Annotated in this window: 18 protein-coding genes; 15 read left to right on the forward strand and 3 right to left on the reverse strand. The window is 58.2% G+C overall.

Translation table 11 applies throughout. The features are described from left to right. The first annotated feature begins 12 nt into the window (after window positions 1-12). From QIT27_RS16435 to QIT27_RS16480, 10 genes are all read left to right on the forward strand, one after another. Entirely contained in the window at window positions 13-1,692 is a 1,680-nt protein-coding gene (locus tag QIT27_RS16435) for a glutamine--tRNA ligase/YqeY domain fusion protein (protein ID WP_159342044.1), read from the forward strand. 11 nt (window positions 1,693-1,703) lie between these two features. Next, a complete protein-coding gene (cysS, locus tag QIT27_RS16440) occupies window positions 1,704-3,089 on the forward strand; it encodes a cysteine--tRNA ligase (RefSeq protein ID WP_285264425.1) in 1,386 nt (461 codons plus the stop codon). A 105-nt stretch (window positions 3,090-3,194) separates the two neighbouring features. After that, window positions 3,195-4,118 (forward strand): glycine betaine ABC transporter substrate-binding protein OsmF, encoded by a 924-nt coding sequence (gene osmF / locus QIT27_RS16445; RefSeq protein WP_285264426.1) that lies wholly within the window; start codon window positions 3,195-3,197, stop codon window positions 4,116-4,118. A 3-nt stretch (window positions 4,119-4,121) separates the two neighbouring features. Then, window positions 4,122-5,321 carry an ABC transporter permease gene (locus QIT27_RS16450; RefSeq protein WP_285264427.1) on the forward strand — a complete coding sequence of 400 codons (1,200 nt, stop codon included), beginning with the start codon at window positions 4,122-4,124 and terminating at the stop codon, window positions 5,319-5,321. Then, complete coding sequence (locus QIT27_RS16455) at window positions 5,318-6,283, forward strand: ABC transporter ATP-binding protein (RefSeq protein ID WP_285264428.1); 966 nt, start codon at window positions 5,318-5,320, stop codon at window positions 6,281-6,283. Before QIT27_RS16450 ends, QIT27_RS16455 begins: the two co-directional genes overlap by 4 nt. After that, complete coding sequence (locus QIT27_RS16460; protein ID WP_285264429.1) at window positions 6,273-7,046, forward strand: ABC transporter permease; 774 nt, start codon at window positions 6,273-6,275, stop codon at window positions 7,044-7,046. Before QIT27_RS16455 ends, QIT27_RS16460 begins: the two co-directional genes overlap by 11 nt. A gap of 134 nt (window positions 7,047-7,180) precedes the next feature. Then, window positions 7,181-8,383 carry a thiamine pyrophosphate-dependent dehydrogenase E1 component subunit alpha gene (locus QIT27_RS16465; RefSeq protein WP_285264441.1) on the forward strand — a complete coding sequence of 401 codons (1,203 nt, stop codon included), beginning with the start codon at window positions 7,181-7,183 and terminating at the stop codon, window positions 8,381-8,383. Window position 8,384: 1 nt separating this feature from the next. Beyond that, window positions 8,385-9,362 carry an alpha-ketoacid dehydrogenase subunit beta gene (locus QIT27_RS16470; protein ID WP_285264430.1) on the forward strand — a complete coding sequence of 326 codons (978 nt, stop codon included), beginning with the start codon at window positions 8,385-8,387 and terminating at the stop codon, window positions 9,360-9,362. Window positions 9,363-9,379: 17 nt separating this feature from the next. After that, window positions 9,380-10,636, forward strand: a complete 1,257-nt coding sequence (locus QIT27_RS16475; protein WP_285264431.1) for a 2-oxo acid dehydrogenase subunit E2 — start codon at window positions 9,380-9,382, stop codon at window positions 10,634-10,636. Between the two features lie 17 nt (window positions 10,637-10,653). Beyond that, window positions 10,654-12,519 (forward strand): protein kinase domain-containing protein, encoded by a 1,866-nt coding sequence (locus QIT27_RS16480; RefSeq protein ID WP_285264432.1) that lies wholly within the window; start codon window positions 10,654-10,656, stop codon window positions 12,517-12,519. 21 nt (window positions 12,520-12,540) lie between these two features. Here QIT27_RS16480 and QIT27_RS16485 read toward each other — a convergent pair whose 3' ends face one another. The 3 genes from QIT27_RS16485 to QIT27_RS16495 all read right to left on the reverse strand — a co-directional run bounded on the left by QIT27_RS16485 (window position 12,541) and on the right by QIT27_RS16495 (window position 16,303). Continuing rightward, complete coding sequence (locus QIT27_RS16485) at window positions 12,541-13,362, reverse strand: IclR family transcriptional regulator (RefSeq protein ID WP_253016472.1); 822 nt, start codon at window positions 13,360-13,362, stop codon at window positions 12,541-12,543. Between the two features lie 142 nt (window positions 13,363-13,504). Then, window positions 13,505-14,713: a 3-oxoadipyl-CoA thiolase gene (locus QIT27_RS16490; protein WP_285264433.1), complete on the reverse strand. Its 1,209-nt coding sequence runs from the start codon at window positions 14,711-14,713 to the stop codon at window positions 13,505-13,507. A gap of 57 nt (window positions 14,714-14,770) precedes the next feature. Continuing rightward, window positions 14,771-16,303 carry a 3-hydroxyacyl-CoA dehydrogenase gene (locus QIT27_RS16495; RefSeq protein ID WP_285264434.1) on the reverse strand — a complete coding sequence of 511 codons (1,533 nt, stop codon included), beginning with the start codon at window positions 16,301-16,303 and terminating at the stop codon, window positions 14,771-14,773. Window positions 16,304-16,497: 194 nt separating this feature from the next. Between QIT27_RS16495 and QIT27_RS16500 the strand changes: the two genes are divergently transcribed. The 5 genes from QIT27_RS16500 to QIT27_RS16520 form a co-directional block, all read left to right on the forward strand. Next, entirely contained in the window at window positions 16,498-17,649 is a 1,152-nt protein-coding gene (locus QIT27_RS16500; RefSeq protein WP_285264435.1) for an acyl-CoA dehydrogenase family protein, read from the forward strand. Further along, window positions 17,649-19,250: a class I adenylate-forming enzyme family protein gene (locus tag QIT27_RS16505; protein WP_285264436.1), complete on the forward strand. Its 1,602-nt coding sequence runs from the start codon at window positions 17,649-17,651 to the stop codon at window positions 19,248-19,250. The genes QIT27_RS16500 and QIT27_RS16505 overlap by 1 nt, the downstream gene beginning before the upstream one ends. Then, window positions 19,247-19,717: a PaaI family thioesterase gene (locus QIT27_RS16510; RefSeq protein ID WP_285264437.1), complete on the forward strand. Its 471-nt coding sequence runs from the start codon at window positions 19,247-19,249 to the stop codon at window positions 19,715-19,717. The genes QIT27_RS16505 and QIT27_RS16510 overlap by 4 nt, the downstream gene beginning before the upstream one ends. Continuing rightward, complete coding sequence (locus tag QIT27_RS16515) at window positions 19,714-21,099, forward strand: hypothetical protein (protein ID WP_285264438.1); 1,386 nt, start codon at window positions 19,714-19,716, stop codon at window positions 21,097-21,099. The genes QIT27_RS16510 and QIT27_RS16515 overlap by 4 nt, the downstream gene beginning before the upstream one ends. 124 nt (window positions 21,100-21,223) lie before the next feature. Next, window positions 21,224-21,787: electron transfer flavoprotein subunit beta/FixA family protein (locus QIT27_RS16520; RefSeq protein WP_285264439.1), on the forward strand; the 564-nt coding region annotated here is incomplete at its 3' end.

Genomic DNA, 21,787 nt, shown 5'->3' on the forward strand with positions numbered 1-21,787 from the left:
ATCAACACCACCATGACCAACGAGACCACCCCAGCGCCGAACTTCATTCGCAACCAAGTACGCGACGAGATAGCGGGCGGCCAGGTCACCAAAATCGTGACGCGCTTTCCCCCGGAGCCCAACGGCTTTTTGCATATCGGCCACGCCAAGTCGATCTGTTTGAATTTCGGGTTGGCAGAGCAGTTGGGTGGTGAGTGTCATCTGCGCTTTGACGACACCAACCCGGCGAAAGAAGAGCAGGCGTACATCGATGCCATCAAAGAAGACGTTAGCTGGTTGGGCTTTGAATGGGCCGGTCCGGTGCGCTTCGCTTCCGACTACTTCGATCAGCTCTACGCCTGGGCCCAACACCTGATTCGCGAAGGGAAAGCCTATGTGGATGATCTCTCCCCGGATGAGATTCGTGAATATCGAGGCACGCTGACCGAGCCCGGCAAGCCGAGCCCTTACCGTGAGCGCAGCGCCGACGAGAACCTGGACCTTCTTGAGCGGATGCGCAACGGTGAGTTTGGTGAAGGCGAAAAAGTACTGCGCGCCAAAATCGATATGGCGTCGCCCAACATCAATTTGCGCGATCCGATTTTGTACCGGATTCGTCATGCTCATCACCACCAAACCGGTGATAAGTGGAAAATCTACCCCTCGTACGATTTTACCCACGGCCAGTCGGATGCCATCGAGGGCATTACCCACTCCATCTGTACGCTGGAATTTGAAGACCATCGCCCGCTGTATGAGTGGTTCTTGAATAACCTGCCGGTGCCTGCAAAACCGCGTCAGATCGAATTTGCCCGTCTCAATCTCGACTACACGCTGACCTCCAAGCGTAAGCTGAAGCTGTTGGTGGATGAGCAGATCGTCGATGGTTGGGATGACCCACGGATGCCGACCATTTCCGGTATGCGTCGCCGTGGCTATACGCCCGCTTCGATTCGTAAATTCTGTGAAATGATCGGCGTGACCCGCTCCGACGGTGGTTTGGTGGATATCGCCATGCTGACCCACGCCATCCGCTCAGATTTGGAAGATAACGCACCCCGCGCCATGTGCGTGCTCAAGCCGTTGAAAGTGGTACTGACCAACGTGGCGGAAGACCACGAAGAGGTCTACGAGGTGCCAGGCCACCCGGCGCGTGACGACATGCCCATGCGGAAGGTGCCGTTTGGGCGTGAACTCTACATCGACCAAGACGATTTCATGGAAGACGCACCGAAGAAATTCTTCCGCCTAGCACCGGGCAAAGAAGTGCGTCTGCGCAACAGCTACGTAATTCGCTGTGATGAAGTGATCAAAGACGATGCAGGTGAGATTGTTGAGCTGCGCTGCTCCGTGGACTTCGACACCCTGGGTAAAAACCCGGAAGGCCGCAAGGTGAAAGGCGTGATTCACTGGGTCAGCGCTGCCCATGGTGTACCGATGGAAGTCCGCCTGTACGACAACCTGTTTATGGTCGAGCAGCCGGACCGTGATAAGGATGTCGACTTCCTGGAGCACCTGAACCCCGAGTCGCTGGTGGTATGTGAAGCCATCGGCGAACCAAGTTTAGCCAGTGCAGCTCCAGAAGATCGCTTCCAATTCGAGCGAGTAGGTTACTTCTGCGCCGATCGTCACGCATCGACGGCTGAGCACCTCGTGTTTAACCGTACCGTCGGTCTGAAAGATAGCTGGGCGAAAATCAAACAGAAGGGTTAAGGAAACGTCATATGCACATTTACAATACGCTGACACGCCGCAAAGAGCCTTTTAGCCCACTGGTTGCTGGCAAGGTCAGCATGTACGTTTGCGGCATGACGGTGTATGACTACTGTCACCTTGGCCACGCCAGGGTGATGGTGGCCTTTGACGTGATTACCCGCTATTTGCGCCACCGTGGCTATGACGTGACCTACGTGCGCAATATCACGGATATCGACGATAAGATCCTCAAGCGGGCCGAGGAGAACGGCGAAACTATTAGCGCGCTCACTGAGCGCATGATTGCTGCGATGCATGAGGATGAGGGACGCCTGAACGTGCTGCCGCCTAGCCAGGAGCCCCGTGCAACTGGGCATATTGGCGATATCGTTGCCATGATCGAAACGCTCATCGAAAAAGGGTTTGCCTACGCAGCAGCCAATGGTGACGTTTATTACCGAGTGCGTAAATTCGCCGACTACGGCAAATTGAATAACCGTCAGTTGGATGACATGCGCTCTGGTGCACGGGTCGATGTGGATGTGCACAAAGAAGACCCGCTGGATTTCGTGCTTTGGAAAGCGGCCAAGCCGGGTGAAGCCCACTGGCACTCTCCCTGGGGAGACGGGCGACCGGGTTGGCACATCGAGTGTTCCGCGATGTCGACCTGCTGTTTGGGCGATACCTTCGATATCCATGGTGGCGGGCCGGATTTGACCTTCCCCCATCATGAAAACGAGATTGCCCAATCGGAAGCGGCGACAGGGAAAACCTACGTCAATACCTGGATGCATGCCGGAGCCGTTCGCGTCAACCAAGAGAAGATGTCCAAATCATTGGGTAACTTCTTCACCATCCGCGACGTGCTTGACGAGCATGATCCAGAAGTGGTGCGCTACCTGTTGGTGGCAAGCCACTATCGCAGCGCCATCAATTACTCGGTGGACTCCCTGGTCGAAGCGCGTAAGTCGCTGACGCGGCTTTATACGGCATTAGATGGCGTGAACGCTGACGAGCAGGCAGCCGCCAGCGATGCCGCGGAGCGCTTTACCGCGGCAATGGACGACGACTTCAACACGCCTGTCGCCTTGGCCGCGCTATTCGACTTGGCCCGCGATCTCAACCGAGCGAAAAGCGATCAGCCGGCAGAGGCACCGCGTTTGGCTGGTGAGTTAAAGCGCTTGGCCGGGGTGCTGGGACTACTGCAGCAAACGCCACAAACGTTCCTGAAAGGTGCCCAGCAGCAGGTAGCGCTAAGTGAGGAGGAGATCGAAGCGAAAATCGCCGAGCGGTATGCAGCGAAAGCCAGCAAGGATTTTGCCCGCGCTGATGCTATTCGTGACGAGTTGGCAGCGCTTGGCATCATTCTTAAGGACTCCCGGGAAGGAACCACCTGGGTGATCGAAGCGCCTTAATCGCGCGCCTGGGTCAGACGTCGTTAACGCGGCGTCTGACTTCAACGCAGCAGGCTCTTATACTGAAACGATACGCCCTAGACGCTCATTGAAAAGGATGACCCCATGCGCTCACTGTACACACCTTCGTTGGCTGCCTGTCTATCGACGGTAGCCTTTTCTGTCGCCACACTCTCCACCGCCAGTGCTAACGACCCTGTGGTGGTCTCTTCCAAGATCGATACCGAAGGGTCCGTCCTGGGCGAGTTGATCATCCAGACGCTGGAGCGTAACGGGATTCCCACCGAAGATCGCCTGCAACTGGGGGGCACCAGCGTGGTACGCAGCGCCCTGCAAGCAGGCGAGATCGACCTTTACCCCGAGTACACGGGGAATGGCGCGTTTTTCTTCGACATGACCGATAGCCCGGTGTGGAACAGCGCAGAAGAGGCGTATCAAACCGTTAGCGAACGTGATGCTGAACAGGGCTTGATCTGGCTCCAGCCTGCCAGTGCCAACAATACGTGGGCCATGAGCATTCGTCAGGACGTGGCCGAGGCCAATGATTTGGTGACGCTGGATGATCTGGCCGCGTATCTTGCCGACGGCGGGGAGTTCAAATTTGCTGCCAGCGCCGAATTTGTCGAATCTGCCCAGGCGCTACCTGCTTTCCAAGACGCCTACGGCTTCGAGTTGAGCGATGACCAACTGCTGGTGCTTTCTGGTGGCAATACCGCGGCGACGATGCGTGCAGCGGCTCAGCAAACCAGCGGTGTCAACGGTGCCATGACCTACGGGACCGACGGTGGTTTGAGCGCGTTAGGGCTTGTCGTCCTCGAAGACTCCAAAGGCGTCCAGCCGGTGTATCAACCCGCCCCCGTGGTGCGTGAGGAAGTACTGAACGCTTACCCTGAAATGGAAGCGGTGCTGAATGAAGTATTCGCCACGCTCGACCTCGTCACGCTTCAAGATCTCAACGCAGATGTCGCGGTGAATGGCTTCTCGCCGGATCAGGTCGCCAGTGACTACCTTGACGGCCTGGATGACTAATGAATGTCGTTAATCGACGCTTTGCCATCGCCATCGTTTAAACGACGCCCTTGGTACCCGAATGTTGTGCTGTTGTGCCTAAGCGTTGCCATGCTGGCTGCCGCTTGGCTGTTGAGCTTCGTGAGTGTTGCCCCTAATCGCATCGTTTCCGGTACCACCTTTGGCATCGTCGACGCTATTCGTTGGCCAGGGGCGATACTCGTGTCGCTGCTCTTTGTTGCCATGACGGCTCTGGCCTGCGTCCCCAGCCCCCGACACTACCGGGCGATACTGGGTCTTATCACACTCACCTTGCTACTCATGCCATTTGGCTTAATGGTAGCTGGGCATTGGCTGGTCGACCCTTCACTGCCCCAGGCCCGGCTTGGCATAGGTCCGGCCTATTGGTCCGTGCTGTTCGTCTTACTGCTCTGTTTGGTAGAACTGCGACTGCGCTTGGGATTGTCGCGCTGGTGGCCCACTCTACTGCTAGGAGGGGTAGGTGTGGCTTGGTGGGGGTGTGCGGCACTCTGGCTGGATCACCTTGCGCTCGTGCAGGAGTTTCAGGCGCGCGAGCAGCAGTTTTATCAGGCGTTGAGACAACACATTGCGCTGGTGAGCACCGCCGTAGGCGTCAGCGTGGTGCTGGGGATGTCGTTAGCGATGCTGATGCGTCGCTATCAGCGCCTGCAAAAAGTCGCCTTTACGCTGCTGAACTTTTTACAAACCATCCCCAGCTTAGCGCTCTTTGGACTGTTGCTAGCGCCCCTGGCTTGGTTGGCAGCGAACGTACCGACACTGGCGGCATTAGGGGTGAGCGGTATTGGTAACGCGCCCGCGTTGATCGCGCTCATAGCCTACAGCCTGCTGCCGATGGTACGTAATACCTACATCGCCCTCGAAGAGGTGAGCGAGGACACATTGCAAGCCGCTAAAGCCATGGGCATGCGTACGAGCCAGCGTTTTTGGCAAGTGCGTTTTCCGCTGGCGCTTCCCGTGCTGTTAGAAGGCGTGCGTATTACCTCCGTTCAGGCCGTCGGGTTAACCGCTGTGGCCGCGCTGATCGGGGCCGGTGGTTTGGGTACGTTCATTTTTCAAGGGCTGGGTCAAGCCGCCATGGATATGGTGCTACTGGGCGCGCTGCCCATTCTAATCTTGGCACTAATGGTGGATGCAGGGTTAGGCGCGTTGGCAGACGCGCTGCGTCCCGGAGGACAGGAATGATCGAGCTTTCCCACGTTTCAAAACAGTTTGGCGACGACATCGCCGTGGATGACATCACGCTACGGGTCGCAAAAGGAAAGCTCTGTGCGCTGGTGGGGACCTCTGGCTGCGGTAAATCCACCACGCTGCGTATGATCAACCGGCTGATCGATCACAGCAGCGGCGACATCATTTTGGATGGCCAAGCGATCGAGCAGTACGATTCGGTGAAACTGCGTCGTCGAATTGGCTATGTGATCCAGAGTACTGGGCTGTTCCCTCATTGGAGCGTTGCACGCAATATTGGATTGGTGCCTCGGCTGCTGAAGTGGCCCGCCGCCGAGATTTCCGCCCGAGTTGAAGAGCTGATGGGGCTTTTGGGGCTGCCGGTAGACGAGTTCGCTCATAAATATCCGCATCAACTCTCGGGAGGACAAGCTCAGCGAGTGGGTGTCGCCCGTGCGCTTGCCGCTGATCCCGACATTCTGCTTATGGATGAACCCTTTGGCGCTCTGGACCCCATCACCCGGGAAAAACTTCAGGATGAGCTGGCCAAGTTGCAGGCTCGGCTGCACAAAACCATCGTCTTCGTGACTCATGATATGGACGAAGCGCTGCGGTTAGCCGACCAGCTGGTCGTCATGCGCGATGGTCGCATCGTTCAGCAAGGCACGCCGCTGGCACTGTTGCAGCATCCTGCTGATCCCTTTGTCGAGTCGCTGCTGGGTGGCCTTGAGCGGGGCTTGAAGCAGGCAGCGTTGACCAGAGTGAAAGATCACATGACCTCGCTTGGTCCGACGCTGCCCGCGCAATCGCGGATTCCTGCCGATTTCACGCTGCGACAAGCGCTTTCCATGATGCTACGTGATCACTGTGACCGCTTGACGGTCGTAGACCAAAACGACGTGCCGATCGGCGAGCTCTCTCTGCGCCGAATCGTCAAAGAAGCGCAGCTGGATAAGGTGAGCCAACGTGACGCGTAAGTCAGCTTCCGTCAAGCTCAACGCGGTCAGCGTGCAGTGGTTTCTTCCGCTCATCTGGGCCGTGTTGCTGGCCGTGTGCATCGTTGGCATGCCGGGCCTCGAGAGTATGTTTCGCTGGGTGGAGACGGATGCCAGGCAGGTCATCTACGACCGCGCAGCGCTGTATGAACTGTTGGGACGCCATGTCTTGGTGGTCGGGGTGGCGGCGGCAGTGACCATCGTGGTGGGGGTAGCGGCGGGCATTGCCGTCACTCGCGAGCGAGGGCGTGATTTTTTGCCGCTGGTAGGGCAGTTGGCATCGTTGGGACAAACGTTTCCACCGGTGGCCGTGTTGGCCTTAGCCGTTCCGGTGCTCGGCTTTGGTACGCTCCCTATCATCGTTGCCCTCATGCTCTACGGGCTGCTGCCGATCGTGCGTAATACGCTGGCCGGTATCAATGATGTCGACCCGACTATCAAACAAGCGGCGCAAGCCATGGGCATGACGCCTTGGCAAGTCCTGCGCCAAGTCGAACTTCCGTTGGCGGCCCCCGTCATCCTCGCAGGCGTTCGGACGTCGGTCACGATCAACATTGCCACGGCTGCTTTGGGCGCTACCGTAGGCGCGAGTAACCTAGGCGATCCGATCATTGCCGGGATCGTCAACGGCAACGTGGCCTACGTACTGCAAGGAGCGCTGCTGATTGCGCTGCTGGCGCTGTGTGTCGACAGCGCTTTTAACGTGTATCAGCAGCACTTACGTCAGCGTCTCTCTGCGTCTTAAGTTGAATCCCTAAACCGCTTGCACTGAGTTACTGTCCAAGTGTTGCGTTGACCCGTGTCAGATAAATCCACTGGCACAAACGGTCATCACCGACAACACTGCCCTCAAAAGGGGTAAAAACAAGGACAATAATGATGACTCAGTACGTACACCAGCCGTCTTTCATGACCGGCGATGAATTCTCCATCGAGACCTTTTGTCTGCTGAACCCGGATGGAGAACTCTACGAAGGCGCAAAAGAGCCCCCGCTAACGCGGGAACACGCGCGTAAGCTCTATCAGGCCATGTTGGCCACCCGTATTCTCGATGAACGCATGATGGCCGCTCAGCGCCAGGGGCGCCTCAGCTTTTACATGCAGTGTACCGGCGAGGAGGCCGCCGTGGTCGGCGCGACCGCTGCGCTGGATGATGCCGATATGATCATGGCCCAGTACCGTGAGCAAGGCGCTCTAATGTATCGCGGCTTCTCGATCGACGAGTTTATGAATCAGCTGTTTGGCAACGAGCTCGACTACGGTAAAGGTCGCCAAATGCCGATTCACTACGGCTCCCGTAAGCTGCACTACATGACCATCTCTTCCCCGCTAGCGACCCAGATTCCCCAGGCCACCGGGTACGCCTATGGCCAAAAGCTGGCCGGTGAAGGCCACTGCACGTTGACCTTTTTTGGCGAAGGCGCAGCCTCAGAAGGGGATTTCCATGCCGCGCTTAATATGGCCTCGGTGCACCAGGTGCCGGTGATTTTTTTCTGTCGCAATAACGGCTATGCCATCTCGACGCCTGCCACCGAACAGTTTGCTGCCGATGGTATTGCTCCCCGTGCGTTTGGTTACCATATGCACGTGATACGCGTGGATGGAAACGACGCGTTGGCCGTCTTCGAAGCGACACGGCAAGCCCGGCAAATTGCGGTCGAGCAGAACCAACCGGTGCTGATCGAGGCGATGTCCTATCGCTTGGCCGCTCACTCCTCCTCGGATGATCCCTCGGGCTATCGTGCTAAAAGCGAGGAGGAAGCGTGGCGCGTCAAAGACCCTCTGCTTCGGATGCAGCGCTGGATGGCGAAGAAAGGGTGGTGGAGCGATGAGGAAGAAGCCAGCCAACAAGAGACCTTGCGTCGTGAGGTGCTGGAAACCATGAAGCGTGCCGAAAAGCGCCCGCCGCCGCCACTGGAGTCGCTGATCAGCGACGTGTATGCCGATGTGACGCCAGCGCTGCAGCGGCAGTTGGATCAGCTCAAGCGCCACATTCGTCGCTATCCCGATGCTTATCCGCGCGGTGCACAATCCCTAGATCTGACCCTTTCGTCAGCCGACGATCGTCAGGGGGAGGCGTAAGATGACGACCATGAACATGCTTCAGGCGATCAACAATGCGCTAGATATCGCCATGGCAGAAAACGAAAAAGTGATCTGCTTTGGCGAGGACGTGGGTGTCTTCGGTGGTGTTTTTCGTGCCACCAGCCATCTGCAGGAGAAGTACGGAAAAGCGCGCTGCTTCAACACGCCACTAGTGGAGCAAGGCATCATTGGCTTTGCCAACGGGCTGGCGGCACAGGGGGCGGTGCCTGTCGCCGAGATTCAATTTGCGGACTACATTTTCCCTGCCTTTGACCAAATCGTGAACGAGACCGCCAAGTTTCGCTATCGCTCGGGGGATCTCTTCAACGTCGGTGGGCTCACCATCCGTACGCCTTACGGCGGCGGCATTTCCGGCGGCTTATACCACTCTCAATCGCCGGAAGCCTACTTTACCCATACGCCCGGTTTGAAAGTGGTGGTGCCTCGAAACCCCTATCAGGCCAAAGGCCTGCTGTTAGCGGCCATTCGTGATCCTGACCCTGTGCTGTTCCTGGAGCCGAAACGACTTTACCGCGCTGCAGTGGGTGACGTACCCGATGACGATTATCAACTGCCTATCGGTGAAGCCGAAGTGGTGAAAGAGGGTAATGATATTACCTTGGTGGGTTGGGGCGCGCAGATGGAAGTGATCAGTAAAGCCGCTGAGCTTGCTGATGAGCAAGGCATTGCCTGCGAGGTCATCGACCTGCGCTCGCTGCTGCCCTGGGATGTGGATACCGTGGCAGAGTCGGTATTCAAAACCGGCCGTATGATTGTTAGTCATGAAGCGCCGCTCACCGGCGGTTTTGCCGGTGAAATTGTCGCAACGATACAGGAGCGCTGTTTTCTCTATTTGGAATCGCCGATTACTCGGGTTACCGGGCTAGATACGCCTTTCCCGCTCGTGCTGGAGAAAGAGTACTTGCCCGACCACCTGAAAATTTTTGAAGCGATCCGCGAAAGCGTGAACTTTTAGCGCCAGGGAGAACAGCCATGAGTGATTTTTTACTGCCAGATATCGGTGAAGGCATCGTTGAGTGTGAAGTGGTGGAGTGGCGTGTGGCCGAGGGCGACACCATTGAAGAGGATCAGCCGATTGTCGAAGTGATGACCGACAAGGCGCTGGTGGAAATTACCGCGCCAGAGGCCGGAACGGTCACCAAGCTGTATGTGGCCCAGGGGAAGATTGCCAAGGTTCACGCGCCCCTTTATGCCTACCAAACCACCGGTCAGACGAACAACGATACTGCTGCTATCGAACAGGCACCTTCAGTGCCGCCCAGCAGCGACGCGATGGCCGCGGATGAAGATAATGTTAGCCAGCCGCCTAACAACCAAGCCGTTGTCCCGGCGCCCTCAAGCAAAGTGCCCGCTAGCCCTGCGGTGCGCCGCTTAGTACGCGAGCATAGCCTAGCCCTGTCGGATATCTCAGGCAGTGGCAAAGATGGCCGAGTACTGAAAGAAGACGTGCTAGCGCACCTCAACGCGCCAGCGGTATCTCACCAAACGGCCAGTGTTTCGATGCCATCAAGCACCGGCTTAGCCCCCTCAAAAGTAGAGCCGCTGCGCGGCGTACGGGCGGTGATGGCCAAGCGCATGGTAGAGGCCGCTAGCTCCATTCCTCATTTTCACTACGGTGAAGAGATTGATGTCACTGAGCTGTTGGCGCTGCGCGAGCGGCTCAAGCCGCAGGTAGAGGCGAAGGGCGAACGGCTCACGCTGATGCCGTTCTTTATGAAAGCGATGGCGCTGGCCGTGGCGGAGACGCCGATCATCAATGCGCAGTTAAACAGCGAAGCCAACGAGCTGAGCTACTACGACCAGTGCAATATCGGCATGGCGGTGGATAGCAAAGCAGGACTGCTCGTCCCGAACGTAAAAGGTGTCGAGCGGTTGTCCCTATTCGAGATTGCCAAAGAAGTCGGCAGGTTAACCCATGCCGCGCGGGAAGGGCGCGTGGAGCAGGCGGATCTAAAGGGCGGCACCATCAGCATCTCCAACATTGGTGCCCTCGGGGGAACCTACGCCGCGCCGATTATTAATGCGCCGGAAGCGGCCATAGTGGCCATTGGCAAAACCCAGTGGCTGCCGCGCTTTGATGAGCACGGGGAGGTGCAGCGCCGGGCGATATTGACGGTCACCTGGGCAGGCGATCATCGCTTCATTGATGGTGGCACTATCGCCCGGTTCTGCAACGCCTGGAAAGGCTTTCTGGAAGCGCCGGAAAGCATGCTTCTGCACTTGGCGTAACCGTGTAGGCACTTGTGATGAGCCAGGCACCGCTGCAGCAGTTTTACATACCCGAAGAGCAGTCGATCTACCTGCTAAGCCATCACGATGCGCGAAAGCTAAAAGACTGGGTAGCGCTGTGTCAGGCACAGCTTGCCCAGTTGGGCTATTCGAATATCGAGCTGATTGGTAAGGGAGCTTACGGGTTTGTGTTTGCGGGTAGCGCTTGGCAACAAGGGGTCAAAACGCACTACGTGTTCAAGTTTTCACGCATTACGCTGCCCACCCATTTACAAGAACGCCTCGAAGAGGAGGCGTTCATGCTCGATCAGGTATCGCACCCCCGAATTCCCAAGCTCATTACCTACCAGCGCGCCCGCGGCCAGTCGATTTTGGTCATGGAGCGTGCGCCTGGCTGGAACCTGGAGCAAGTGTCGCTCAAGCAGGGAAAGCTCCCACCACGATTGATCGTGCGCATTGCCGCGCAGCTAGCGGATATTCTCAAAGCGCTGCGTCGTGAAACGGGCCCACATGCACGGCCGGTGGTACATGGCGATATCAAGCCTTCCAATCTCGTTTTCGATGCGGTCAGTGAATCCATCGCGCTAATCGACTGGGGCTCATCGGTGTTCGCACAGTTGGATGAATCGCTTCAGTTCGTGGGTGCCAACGTCATGGAGTTGATGTCGGACAATCTGCAGCAAACCAATGCACGGCTGGGTGATGTCTATTTTATCGGTGAAGAGCAGTTGAACGGAGCGCTCTCGTCGCCACGGTTCGACGAGCAGGGGACGGCAGGTACGCTCTATGCGCTAGCGTCTGCGCAGTCCTGTCGTTTTGGTCATCGAGCGATTCCAGCAAGCGCATTGGGGTTGCCGATCGAGTTCGCGCGTACGCTGGATGGGATGCTCGATCCCGACTCGCACGTACGTCGGCGGGCGGGGGATCACTTCATCCGTGAAATGCCGCGCATGGCCAAGCTGGTCATGATTGACTTGCCCACTCCCGCTCAAACACCGCTTGTGCCGGTGTGGGGCAAAGGCCGGCATCGAGCAGATATCCAAGAGATCGACACGGTGGTTTATAGCTCTCGAAAAGCGTTCTTGCGGGAAGCGAGTGTCGAAGAAACGCTCAACGATGTGAACGACATCCAACTTGACCGCTACTACAAGCAGTTCATGCAGGGCATGGGGGAGACTGAGAAGGCTTTTCTCGCCTCGGTGAGTCGGCTAGGCAAATATCCGGTGGTGGGCGGCTTGGCAGTACGCTGGGAGCGAGAAGGCGTTTACATCGATTCATCGCTGAACCTGCATGACCCTGAGTTGAAACCCGCATTTATCGAAGCGGTGAACAACATGGTGCACTTGGCACGCGCCATTCATCGCCAAGGCGTGTTCAAAAGCTGCTTGTTCAATGCCCGCCAAACGCTGCACTTAGAGCGTGCTAGCCCTGAGGAGGCGTTTTGCTGTCAGCCAGAGATGGCGATTAATTACGAAGTGAGCGCGGTGCCGGAAATGGAGGATCGCACCCGGCAGCACAGCTATTTTGAGGATGGCCCTGACCCCGAAGAGCTACTGGTACTACCAGAGAGCATCATGCACATGCTTCAGCGGCTCAACGAGATACACCATACCGGTATGATCATTTTTGAAGCGCTGCCCAGGCATCTGAAGATCCATAGCTACTACCGGCTGCTAGACCCACGGCGCGAGCAGGAGTTTCGTGATTTACTCAGCCGCATGCTCACTGCCGTCAGTCAAATCGAGGGGCTTGGCGTGTCAGGATTCATGAAAATGCCTTACAAAGACACGCGCTTTTTTACCCACCTAGAGCGACAGCCAGAACACTTTTATCCCAAAGATCCAAAGGAGTACCTCAGAAAGTGCTCTCTGCCGACCGCGTAGCGCAAGGGAAGGGCGTCTCCCTCACCGGGGTGGGCGATATCGTGGAGATAGCTCCTGCTTAATTTTCGCTGCTACTTCCTTGAGTCTGGGGCCAAGGTTGTTGACCAATCGATCATGATCTAAACGCAGGCTAGAGCCACCGCAGTTAATCGCCATCACTTCGGCACCATCTTCCAAAATGAGCGGCATGGCCACGGCGCTGATATCCCGCTGCCAATCCTGCTCGGAGAGGCAAAAGCCGTACTCAGCATAGTCGCGCAGGCTCTGCTCAATACCGGCATGAAGGCGCGGCCAATCGCTGCCGTGAAACGCGGCTAGCTCTTGCATCACCTGTTGGCGGCGCTCGTCAGATAATCCGCACAGCCAGGCACGACCAATCGCCGAGGTGGCGATGGGTAGACGAGAGCCAACATCTAAGCGAATAATCAGCGGGCCGTGGCCGTGGCAGGTTTCCAGATACACCATATCGCTGCGGTCGGCACCGCCCAGGCTCACGTTGCAGTCGGTGGCGTCGGCAAAATGCTGTAAATGGGGGCGGGCAATTTCGCGAATGCCCATATTAGCCAGAAAGCGATAACCCAGCGCCAGCACACCCGGCCCGAGGCGGTACTTCTCAAGGTGGCGGTTGTGTTGCAGGTAGCCTAACTGGGTCAGCGTATAAGTTAACCGGGACACCGTGGGGCGCGGGATATGGGTGCGATTCGAGAGCTCTGCATTGCCCAGGTACTCTTCTCCAGTTCCAAAAGCGCGGAGCAGTTCTAACCCCCGCGCAAGCGCGGTGACAAAGTTGCGATCTTTTTCGGGTGATTGCGGCTCATCAGCAGCGGCGTCGGTTGGTTCCATCAAGCGTCTCGGCTAATCAATCATTGAATGGCAAGTATCGCATACCTGCGCTGGGGCGTTGCAAAGCGCGATAAGAGAGCTTAGTCAACGCTTGGCCTGCGGCGCCTGCCTTAGAGACTTTGCTAGCGCCGCAGTAGGGCGGTTAGCTGTCCAGGCGTTCAATGATGGTTGCAATGCCCTGGCCAACGCCAATACACATGGTGACCAGTGCATAGCGCCCGCCGGTGGCTTCTAGCTGGCGCAGCGCAGTGAGCGCCAAACGTGCGCCCGAGGCACCCAGCGGGTGGCCAATGGCAATGGCGCCACCGTTGGCGTTAAGGCGCGGGTCGTCGGCAGAAAGCCCCAACTGCTGAACGCAGCCCAACACCTGCACCGCAAAAGCTTCGTTGATTTCAATCACGTCCATCTGCTCAAGCGAGAGGCCAGCCCGGGCCAGCGCTTTTTGCGAGGCGGGTACCGGCCCCAGGCCCATGACGCGGGGAGCAACGCCCGCCACGGCGCTGGCAACGAAACGTGCTCGCGGAGCAAGCCCAGCTCGCTCGCCTGCTGCACGCGTGCCGACAATCAGCGCGGCAGCCCCGTCGTTTAATCCAGAAGCGTTGCCTGCGGTCACGACACCGCCTTCAAACAGCGCGCCGAGTTTGGCCAGTTTCTCCTCGGTGCTTTCAGCCCGGGGATGCTCGTCTTTATCTACCAACAGCGGCGGCTGTTTGCGCCCTTGAGGCACTTCTACCCCAAACATTTCGCCTTCGTAAAAGCCGTTTGCCAGCGCCTTGGCATAGCGCGCTTGCGAGCGGGCGGCAAAGGCGTCGCTGGCCTCGCGGCCAATGTTCAGGTCGTGGGCAATGTTATCGGCAGTTTCCGGCATGCTGTGGCTGCCGTACTCTTTGGCAATCCACGGGTTGGGGAAGCGTGAGCCAATCACGGTATCAAACATCGGCTGATTGCGAGCGTAGGGGGAGTCGGCCTTGCCCAGCACGTAAGGCGCGCGGGACATGGACTCCACGCCGCCAGCTAAAAATAGCTCACCTTCGCCTAAGCGAGCGGCACGGGCAGCATCCATCATCGCGGCTAAGCCACTGCCGCACAGGCGATTGACGGTTTGGCCTGCCACCTCAATCGGCAGGCCCGCCAGCAGCGCACCGTGACGGGCCACGTTGCGGGAATCTTCCCCCGCTTGGTTAGTACAGCCCGCCAACACTTCTTCGTAGCTTTCTGGGGCAAACGGATTACGCGCCACCAGTGCTTTGAGCGTTAGGCCCAGCAGCTCATCTGGGCGAATGGCCGCTAGGCTGCCCCCATGGCGACCAAAAGGGGTGCGTAATCCGTCGTAAATGTAGGCGTCTTGCATGGTTATTTTCCTTGTTTATGTAAGCCGTATTTGATCCGTAGTTGAAACTGAGGTCTGTCAGCCCGTTGGCCCGTCAGTGAGGGGCATGCCCAGCGCCGCGCGGCGGCGCAGCCAAGGGCTAGGGCGATAGCGGGGGTCACCGGTGGCGGCTAATAGGTTGTTCAAAATGGTCAGGATGCGCGAAGCGCCGTAATGGTCGCCCATGCGCAGCGGGCCAAATGGGTAGCCCAGGCCAAGTTCCACCGCACGATCAATAGTGGCGGGTGCAGCAACGCCTTGCTGTGCGATATCTGCCCCAACGTTGACGATGCAGGCCACCACGCGCTGCAGCACAAAGCCGGTGCTGTCTTGTAGGGTGCTGACCGGCGTGCCGTCAGCATTCAACAAGCTGGCAGCGGCATTGATCAGGTCGGGGCGGGTAATGGGGGAGGCCATCAGGCTGCGGCGCTTATCCAGCCCCGCCAGCATATCCACCGCGACGCACTGCTCGGCATTCAAGCCTTGGCGCAGGGCGCACTGCGTGCTGTCTTCGCCCAGCGGTGTCAGCAGGCACAGCGCTGCTGAGGAGGGCTGATCCGCACTTTCTAGTGGCCAGCCCGCCGTGGTGACCAGTTCGGCAAGCTGGGCGGCGCTGCCAGGGTCGTCTTGGCTGATCCACACAGGGCAAGGCGAGGCTGTCGCAATGGCGGGCTCTTCCGGCATCTGCTGCTGGCCATCCACGTAGCGATAAAAACCTTCACCGGTTTTACGCCCCAACAAACCTGCTGAGAGCCTCTGGCGGGTGATTGGTGAAGGGCGAAAGCGCGGCTCTTCATAATACTGGTGGTACACCGACTCCATCACCGCATGGGAAACATCCAGGCCCGTCAGGTCTAGAAGGGTAAACGGCCCCATCCGAAAACCGCCTTGATCCACCATGATGCGGTCAATGGTGGCAGGGTCGGTCACGCTCTCACTCAGAACGCGCAGTGCTTCGGTGCCAAAGGCGCGCCCGGCGTGATTGACCAGAAAGCCAGGGGTGTCGGTGGCCAGGGCGGTAAAGTGGCCCATGGCGGTGCCCAAGGCATTGACCCTATGAGTGACATCGTTAGCGGTACGTAACCCCGGAATCACTTCCACAATTTTCATCAGCGGGACTGGATTGAAAAAGTGAAAGCCAATCACGCGCTCTGGGTGCTGGCAGGCGGCAGCAATCGCGGTAACAGACAGCGAAGAGGTGTTGGTGGCGAGCACGGCATCCTGGCGAACAATGCCCTCTAAATCGCTAAACAGCCCCTGTTTGGCTTCCAGCTTCTCGATGATGGCTTCAACGACGATATCGCAGGGGGCGAGGGCGGCGAGGTCGCGGGCCTCAATCAAGCGTTCGCCGTACTGCTCGGCTTGGGCTTGGGTAATCCGCTGCTTGTCGGCGCTGCGCCGCCATAACCCATTAATAAAGGCAGTCGCTTCCGCCACCGCGCCTTCTTTTACATCAAATAGCATGACGTTCAGGCCTGCCTGCGCGGCGAGCTGAGCAATCCCTCTACCCATGGCCCCGGTGCCGACAATGCCAAGAGTGTTGAACGAATGGGCGACTGCGTCGTTGGACATAGGTCAAAATCCTCGCTGCAAGTGTTTGTTGTTCTGCATTGCAAAATAGCATTTCGTTTATTGACTGCCATCCTAGGCTATGCAAAAGTGCCTGACAAGAGAGTGAACGCTAGTTTCGCCATGCAGAATTATTGCAGGCCTCACTGCCCGCGCGAACGCCAACCATAAAAATATCGTTGCTACCAGGAGCCGTTATGATCCGTGATCCCGAACTGCTGAATCAGTTGGTTGATACCATTGCCCGCTTTGTCCGGGTGCGTTTGATTCCCAATGAGGCACGGCTTGCCGAAGAGGATGCAGTGCCCGCCGAGATCCTGGCGGAAATGAAGGAGATGGGGCTGTTCGGGCTATCCATTCCTGAAGAGTACGGCGGCTTAGGGCTCACGATGGAAGAAGAAGCTCTGGTAGCCATGGAAATCGGCAAAACGTCTCCCGCGTTCCGCTCGGTATTTGGTACGAATAACGGCATCGGTGCCCAGGGCATTCTGATTGACGGCACTGAAGAGCAGAAAGCCAAATACGTGCCGCGCTTGGCCACCGGGGAAATTCTCAGCTCGTTCTGCTTAACCGAACCGGACTCCGGCTCCGATGCCGCCAGCCTGCGCACCACCGCCGTGCGCGATGGCGACCACTATGTGTTAAACGGTACCAAGCGCTATATCACCAACGGCCCGGAAGCGGACCTGTTCACCGTGATGGCGCGTACCGACCCAGACAACAAAGGCGCTGGCGGTATCTCTGCCTTTATTGTTGAAGGCAATACGCCTGGTCTGATTCGCGGCCCGGCAGATAACAAGATGGGCCAGAAGGGCGCGCATACCTGCGATATCATTTTTGATAACTGCCGTGTACCGGCTGAAAACATCATTGGCGGCAAAGAGGGGCAAGGCTTTAAAACCGCCATGAAAGTGCTTGACCGTGGGCGACTGCATATTTCTGCGGTGTGTGTGGGCGTGGCCGAGCGTTTGGTCGAAGAGTCGCTGCGCTACACTATGGAGCGTAAGCAGTTTGGTGCGCCGCTGGCGGAGCATCAACTGGTGCAGGCTATGCTGGCAGATAGCAAAACCGAAGCCTACGCAGGCAAAACCATGGTAATGGACGCCGCACGCCGCAAAGATGATGGCGAAAACGTCTCAACCCTAGCCTCCTGCTGCAAGCTGTTCTGTGCCGAGATGGTGGGTCGCGTCGCGGATCGCGCCGTGCAGGTGCACGGCGGTGCGGGCTATATGTCGGAATACGCCGTTGAGCGTTTCTACCGCGATGTGCGTTTGTTCCGCATTTACGAAGGGACGACGCAAATTCAGCAGCTGGTGATTGCCCGGAACATGGTGCGGGAGGCGTCCTAATGGCTCTGTCGGTCCCTTACCAAGCGCCAGATGAGAAGATCTTTGGCCGTCTGGCAAGCGAGCTTTTAGCAGAACTCCCCGAGCGCTTGAGTACCCGCGTGCTGGAAAATGCGAAACGCCTAGCGGATCACCCCGCGCTTGTGGATGGCAACGTTCGCTGGAGCTACGCCGAGCTGGGGCAAGAGATTCATGCCGCCTACGAGTGGTTAGCTAATTTAGGCATACGGCCCGGCGACCGTATTATGACGGTCAGTGAAAACTGCCGTGCCCTGGTGGTACTGCTGTTGGCCGCCAGTGAAATGGATGTTTGGGTCGCGATTGTCAATTCGCGCCTCTCCGCTCAGGAAGTGGATTTAATTCAGGGCAACTGCCTGCCTCGCCGAGTCTTTTACACCTGCGAAGCCTCCCCAGAGGCGAGCCAGCACGCCGAGCGCCACGCGGCTGACCGCTATCAGCATCCGCAGCTCGGCGGCCTAGCGATTTCACCGCTATTTGATAGCGAGCCAGAGCCTGTTCACGCCAGCGGTGCCGATCAGGTAGCCGCGATGATCTACACCTCAGGCACCACCGGTACGCCGAAAGGCGTCATGCTGACCCATCGCGGTATTCTGTATATCGCCTCTATTTCCGGCGGCATGCGCCATCTGAGCGAAGGGCAGCGGGTGTATGGCGTGCTGCCCATGTCTCATGTGTTTGGCCTCTCATCGGTGTGTATGGGTTCGCTGTATAACGGCGCGTGCCTTTACACCGTGCCCCGCTTTGACGCGGTACAGCTGCTGACAACGCTCAAAGAGGAGCGCATTACCGTGCTTCAGGGCGTGCCTGCCATGTACGCTCGCGCCCTGGAGTACTTGAAGCGTGAGCAGCGCGCGTTAGAAGCGCCTGCGCTTATCTATATCTCCGCAGGCGGCTCGCCGCTGGATAGCGATACCAAAAAACGCGTGGAAGCTGCGTTTGGCCTAACGCTGCACAATGGCTACGGCCTCACCGAAGCCAGCCCAACGATTAGTCAAACCCGCATTGAGGACCGCCACCAGAGCAGCACCGTGGGCCGCGTGCTGCCGCTGTTGGAGTATCGGTTGGAGCCCCTAGGCAGCAGCGGCACGTCAGAAAAGGCAGGCGATGAGATCGGCGAGCTGTGGGTGCGTGGCCCTAATATTATGAAGGGCTACTTCCGCCAGCCGGACGCCACCCGTGCCACTTTAACCGAGGATGGCTGGCTCAATACCGGTGATATCGCCAAGCTGGATCACGACGATCAGCTCTATATCGTGGGCCGCAGTAAAGAGCTGATTATTCGCTCGGGCTTCAACATCTACCCGCCGGATGTAGAAGCAGTGATTAATGAGCATCCTGCGGTGACCTTAACCGCAGTGGTTGGGCGGCAGGTGGCAGGCAATGAAGAGGTCGTGGCATTTGTGCAGTGCGAGCCGGGCGTTGAGGTTGATATGGCAGAACTCAAAGCCTTTATTGCCGAACGGCTTGCGCCTTATAAGCGTCCGACCCAAATTGTGCTGATGGATGCGTTGCCTTCCACCGCCAGCGGTAAGATTTTAAAAGGGCGGCTACGCGACTTGGCCCAGAAGGAGAGCGCTTTATGAGCGACACAGACAGCGCAATCGCTTCCACCACGCCCCAGGCGCTAATGGGCTATCACGAATTGCTGGGCATGCACGTGGTGGAGTGGGAAGAGGGGCGCGCGGTGGTGGAGCTCACCATTGAACCCAAGCACCTTAACCGCAGCGGCAATGTGCATGGCGGTGTACTGGCTTCCATGCTGGACAGTGCCTTAAGCCTAGCGGGCCTGCACTGCGATGTGCCGGGGAATATTCGTCGTGGGATGACGCTGTCACTCACTACCACCTTTGTGGGGCCTGCTCGGCAAGGCGTGCTGCGGGCCACGGGCACGCTGCGTGGCGGCGGGCAAAAAACCTTCATGACCAGCGGTGAGATCCTGGATGAGCGGGGCAATCTCGTCGCTATGGGCGAAGGCTCTTTTCGCCGCCGTAGCGGCAGCGAATCATCACAAGGCGTTCCCGACCCGCAGTTGAGGGAGCCTAGCGAGTGAGCCCAGCCCGCCTGCGGGTTTCCTGTTTGCTACTGGTGACGCTTGCCACGCTGATTCATTTGGTCGGTGGCAGCGTGGCTTGGCAAGCCGCAGGCATCGTTGCGCTGCTGCTTTATTTGATGACCCTAAAAGGTCAACTCACCCGCATGGCCAAGGGGCTGCTGTGTGCCGCTGGCGTACTCACACTGCTCGCGCTGTGGCGCTCGCCCACGCCTGGGCAGCTGCTGTTTGAGGCGAGTGGGCGTTTCGCGTTTTTTGCCACCTTTATAGTGGCGCTGAGTATGCTGCGCTTACCTGCCTATCGCTCCCGTTTAGTGCGCCGCTGCGGGCAAAGCATGCTGCTTCAACCCCCTAGCCGCCGCTACCCGATCTTATCCCTGGGCTCGGCGCTGTTTGGCATCATTCTGAACATTGGCGTGCTGAATCTGTTCGCCGCGATGATCGAAAAGAGCAATACCCTCAGTGCCGCCCAAGGGCGCGCCTGGGTGCGTGAGGCCCGCCAGCGGCGCATGATGCTGGCGCTGCTGCGCGGATTTTCGCTGGCACCGCTGATTTCGCCCATGGGTATCGGGGTGGCCGTGGTGCTTTCAAGCCTTCCCCAGGTCACCTGGCCACAGCTGGCACCCTATATTCTAGGGGCCGCCGCGCTGATTTTTATGGCGGGCTGGGCGGTGGACTACTTCACCGGCCCGCACCCACCCGCCAATAAAACCTATGTCACCCCGTCGCTGCGCCCGTTGGCGCAGTTTAGCGTTTTGCTAATCGGCATTGTGGCGCTGGTGTTTTCCATTGCGTGGCTGCTGGAGTTACGACTGCCCATTGCCGCGCTGCTGGGCGCGCCTACCGGGGCGCTTTTATGGCTGGCTTGGCAGCGTCGCAGGCTGGGCTTTGGCGGGCTGCCTGCGGCAGTCACGGCGGTACATCGCCAACTACCTTGGCTGTTGACGCCCAGCGCTAATGAAATCGTGGTGCTGGGGGCGGCAGGCTATTTGGGGCATGTATGCGTGGGCTTGGTGGATACTCAGCAGCTAGCACCGCTATTGGCGGTGCTAGACCCGCTGGGCACTTTGAATGCGGTGTTGGCCATGCTGATGGTGGTGGGGCTCGCGCAAATAGGCGTCAACCCGATTGTTACGGTGACGCTGTTGGTGGGCTTGCTCCCCACGCTGGGCATTGAGGGGTTAACGCCTGAGCTGATTGGGGCATCGTTAATGGTAGGCTGGGCGCTGGCGCTGATGTCATCACCAATGACCGCTTCCATGCTGATTCTCTCGCGCTTTACTGGCGTACCCGCCACCCGCATCGGTTACCGCTGGAACGGGCGCTTTCTGATCGCGGCGATACCGCTGCTGGCGTTATGGTTTGGTTGGTCGCCTTTCTAAGGTGGGCTGTTCAAGGAAACGCTTGACCTTTGGCAGGCGTTTTTTTATTGTTCTTTTTATAAAGTGAAATATTATTTTGCTATGCGGAATAAAAGCCGATGGTTCAATCGCTGGAGCATGCCTTATGAAAATCCTCGTCGCGGTGAAACGCGTCATCGACTACAACGTCAAAATCCGCGTCAAAGCGGATCATTCTGATGTGGACCTTACCAACGTCAAAATGGCCATGAACCCCTTCTGCGAAATTGCCGTGGAAGAAGCGGTGCGCCTGAAAGAGAAGGGCGTAGCCACCGAAGTCGTGGCCGTGACCGTGGGCCCCAAGGCCGCCCAAGAGCAGTTGCGCACCGCGCTGGCGCTGGGTGCTGACCGCGCTATCCACATTGAAACCGATGAGCGCGCCGAATCGCTGGCGGTGGCCAAACTGCTGGCCAAAGTGGTGGACGAAGAGCAGCCCGGTTTGGTGATCCTCGGCAAGCAGGCCATCGACACCGACAACAACCAGACCGGCCAGATGCTCGCCGCGCTGACCAATCTGCCGCAAGGCACCTTCGCCTCAGAAGTGGCGGTAGATGGTGACAAGGTCAACGTGACGCGTGAAATCGACGGCGGCCTGCAAACCGTCGCGCTGACACTCCCGGCCATCGTCACCACTGACCTGCGCCTCAACGAGCCGCGCTACGCCAAGCTA

Origin of the sequence: Halomonas sp. LC1 (assembly GCF_030247125.1) — a bacterium.
Classification (GTDB): domain Bacteria; phylum Pseudomonadota; class Gammaproteobacteria; order Pseudomonadales; family Halomonadaceae; genus Vreelandella.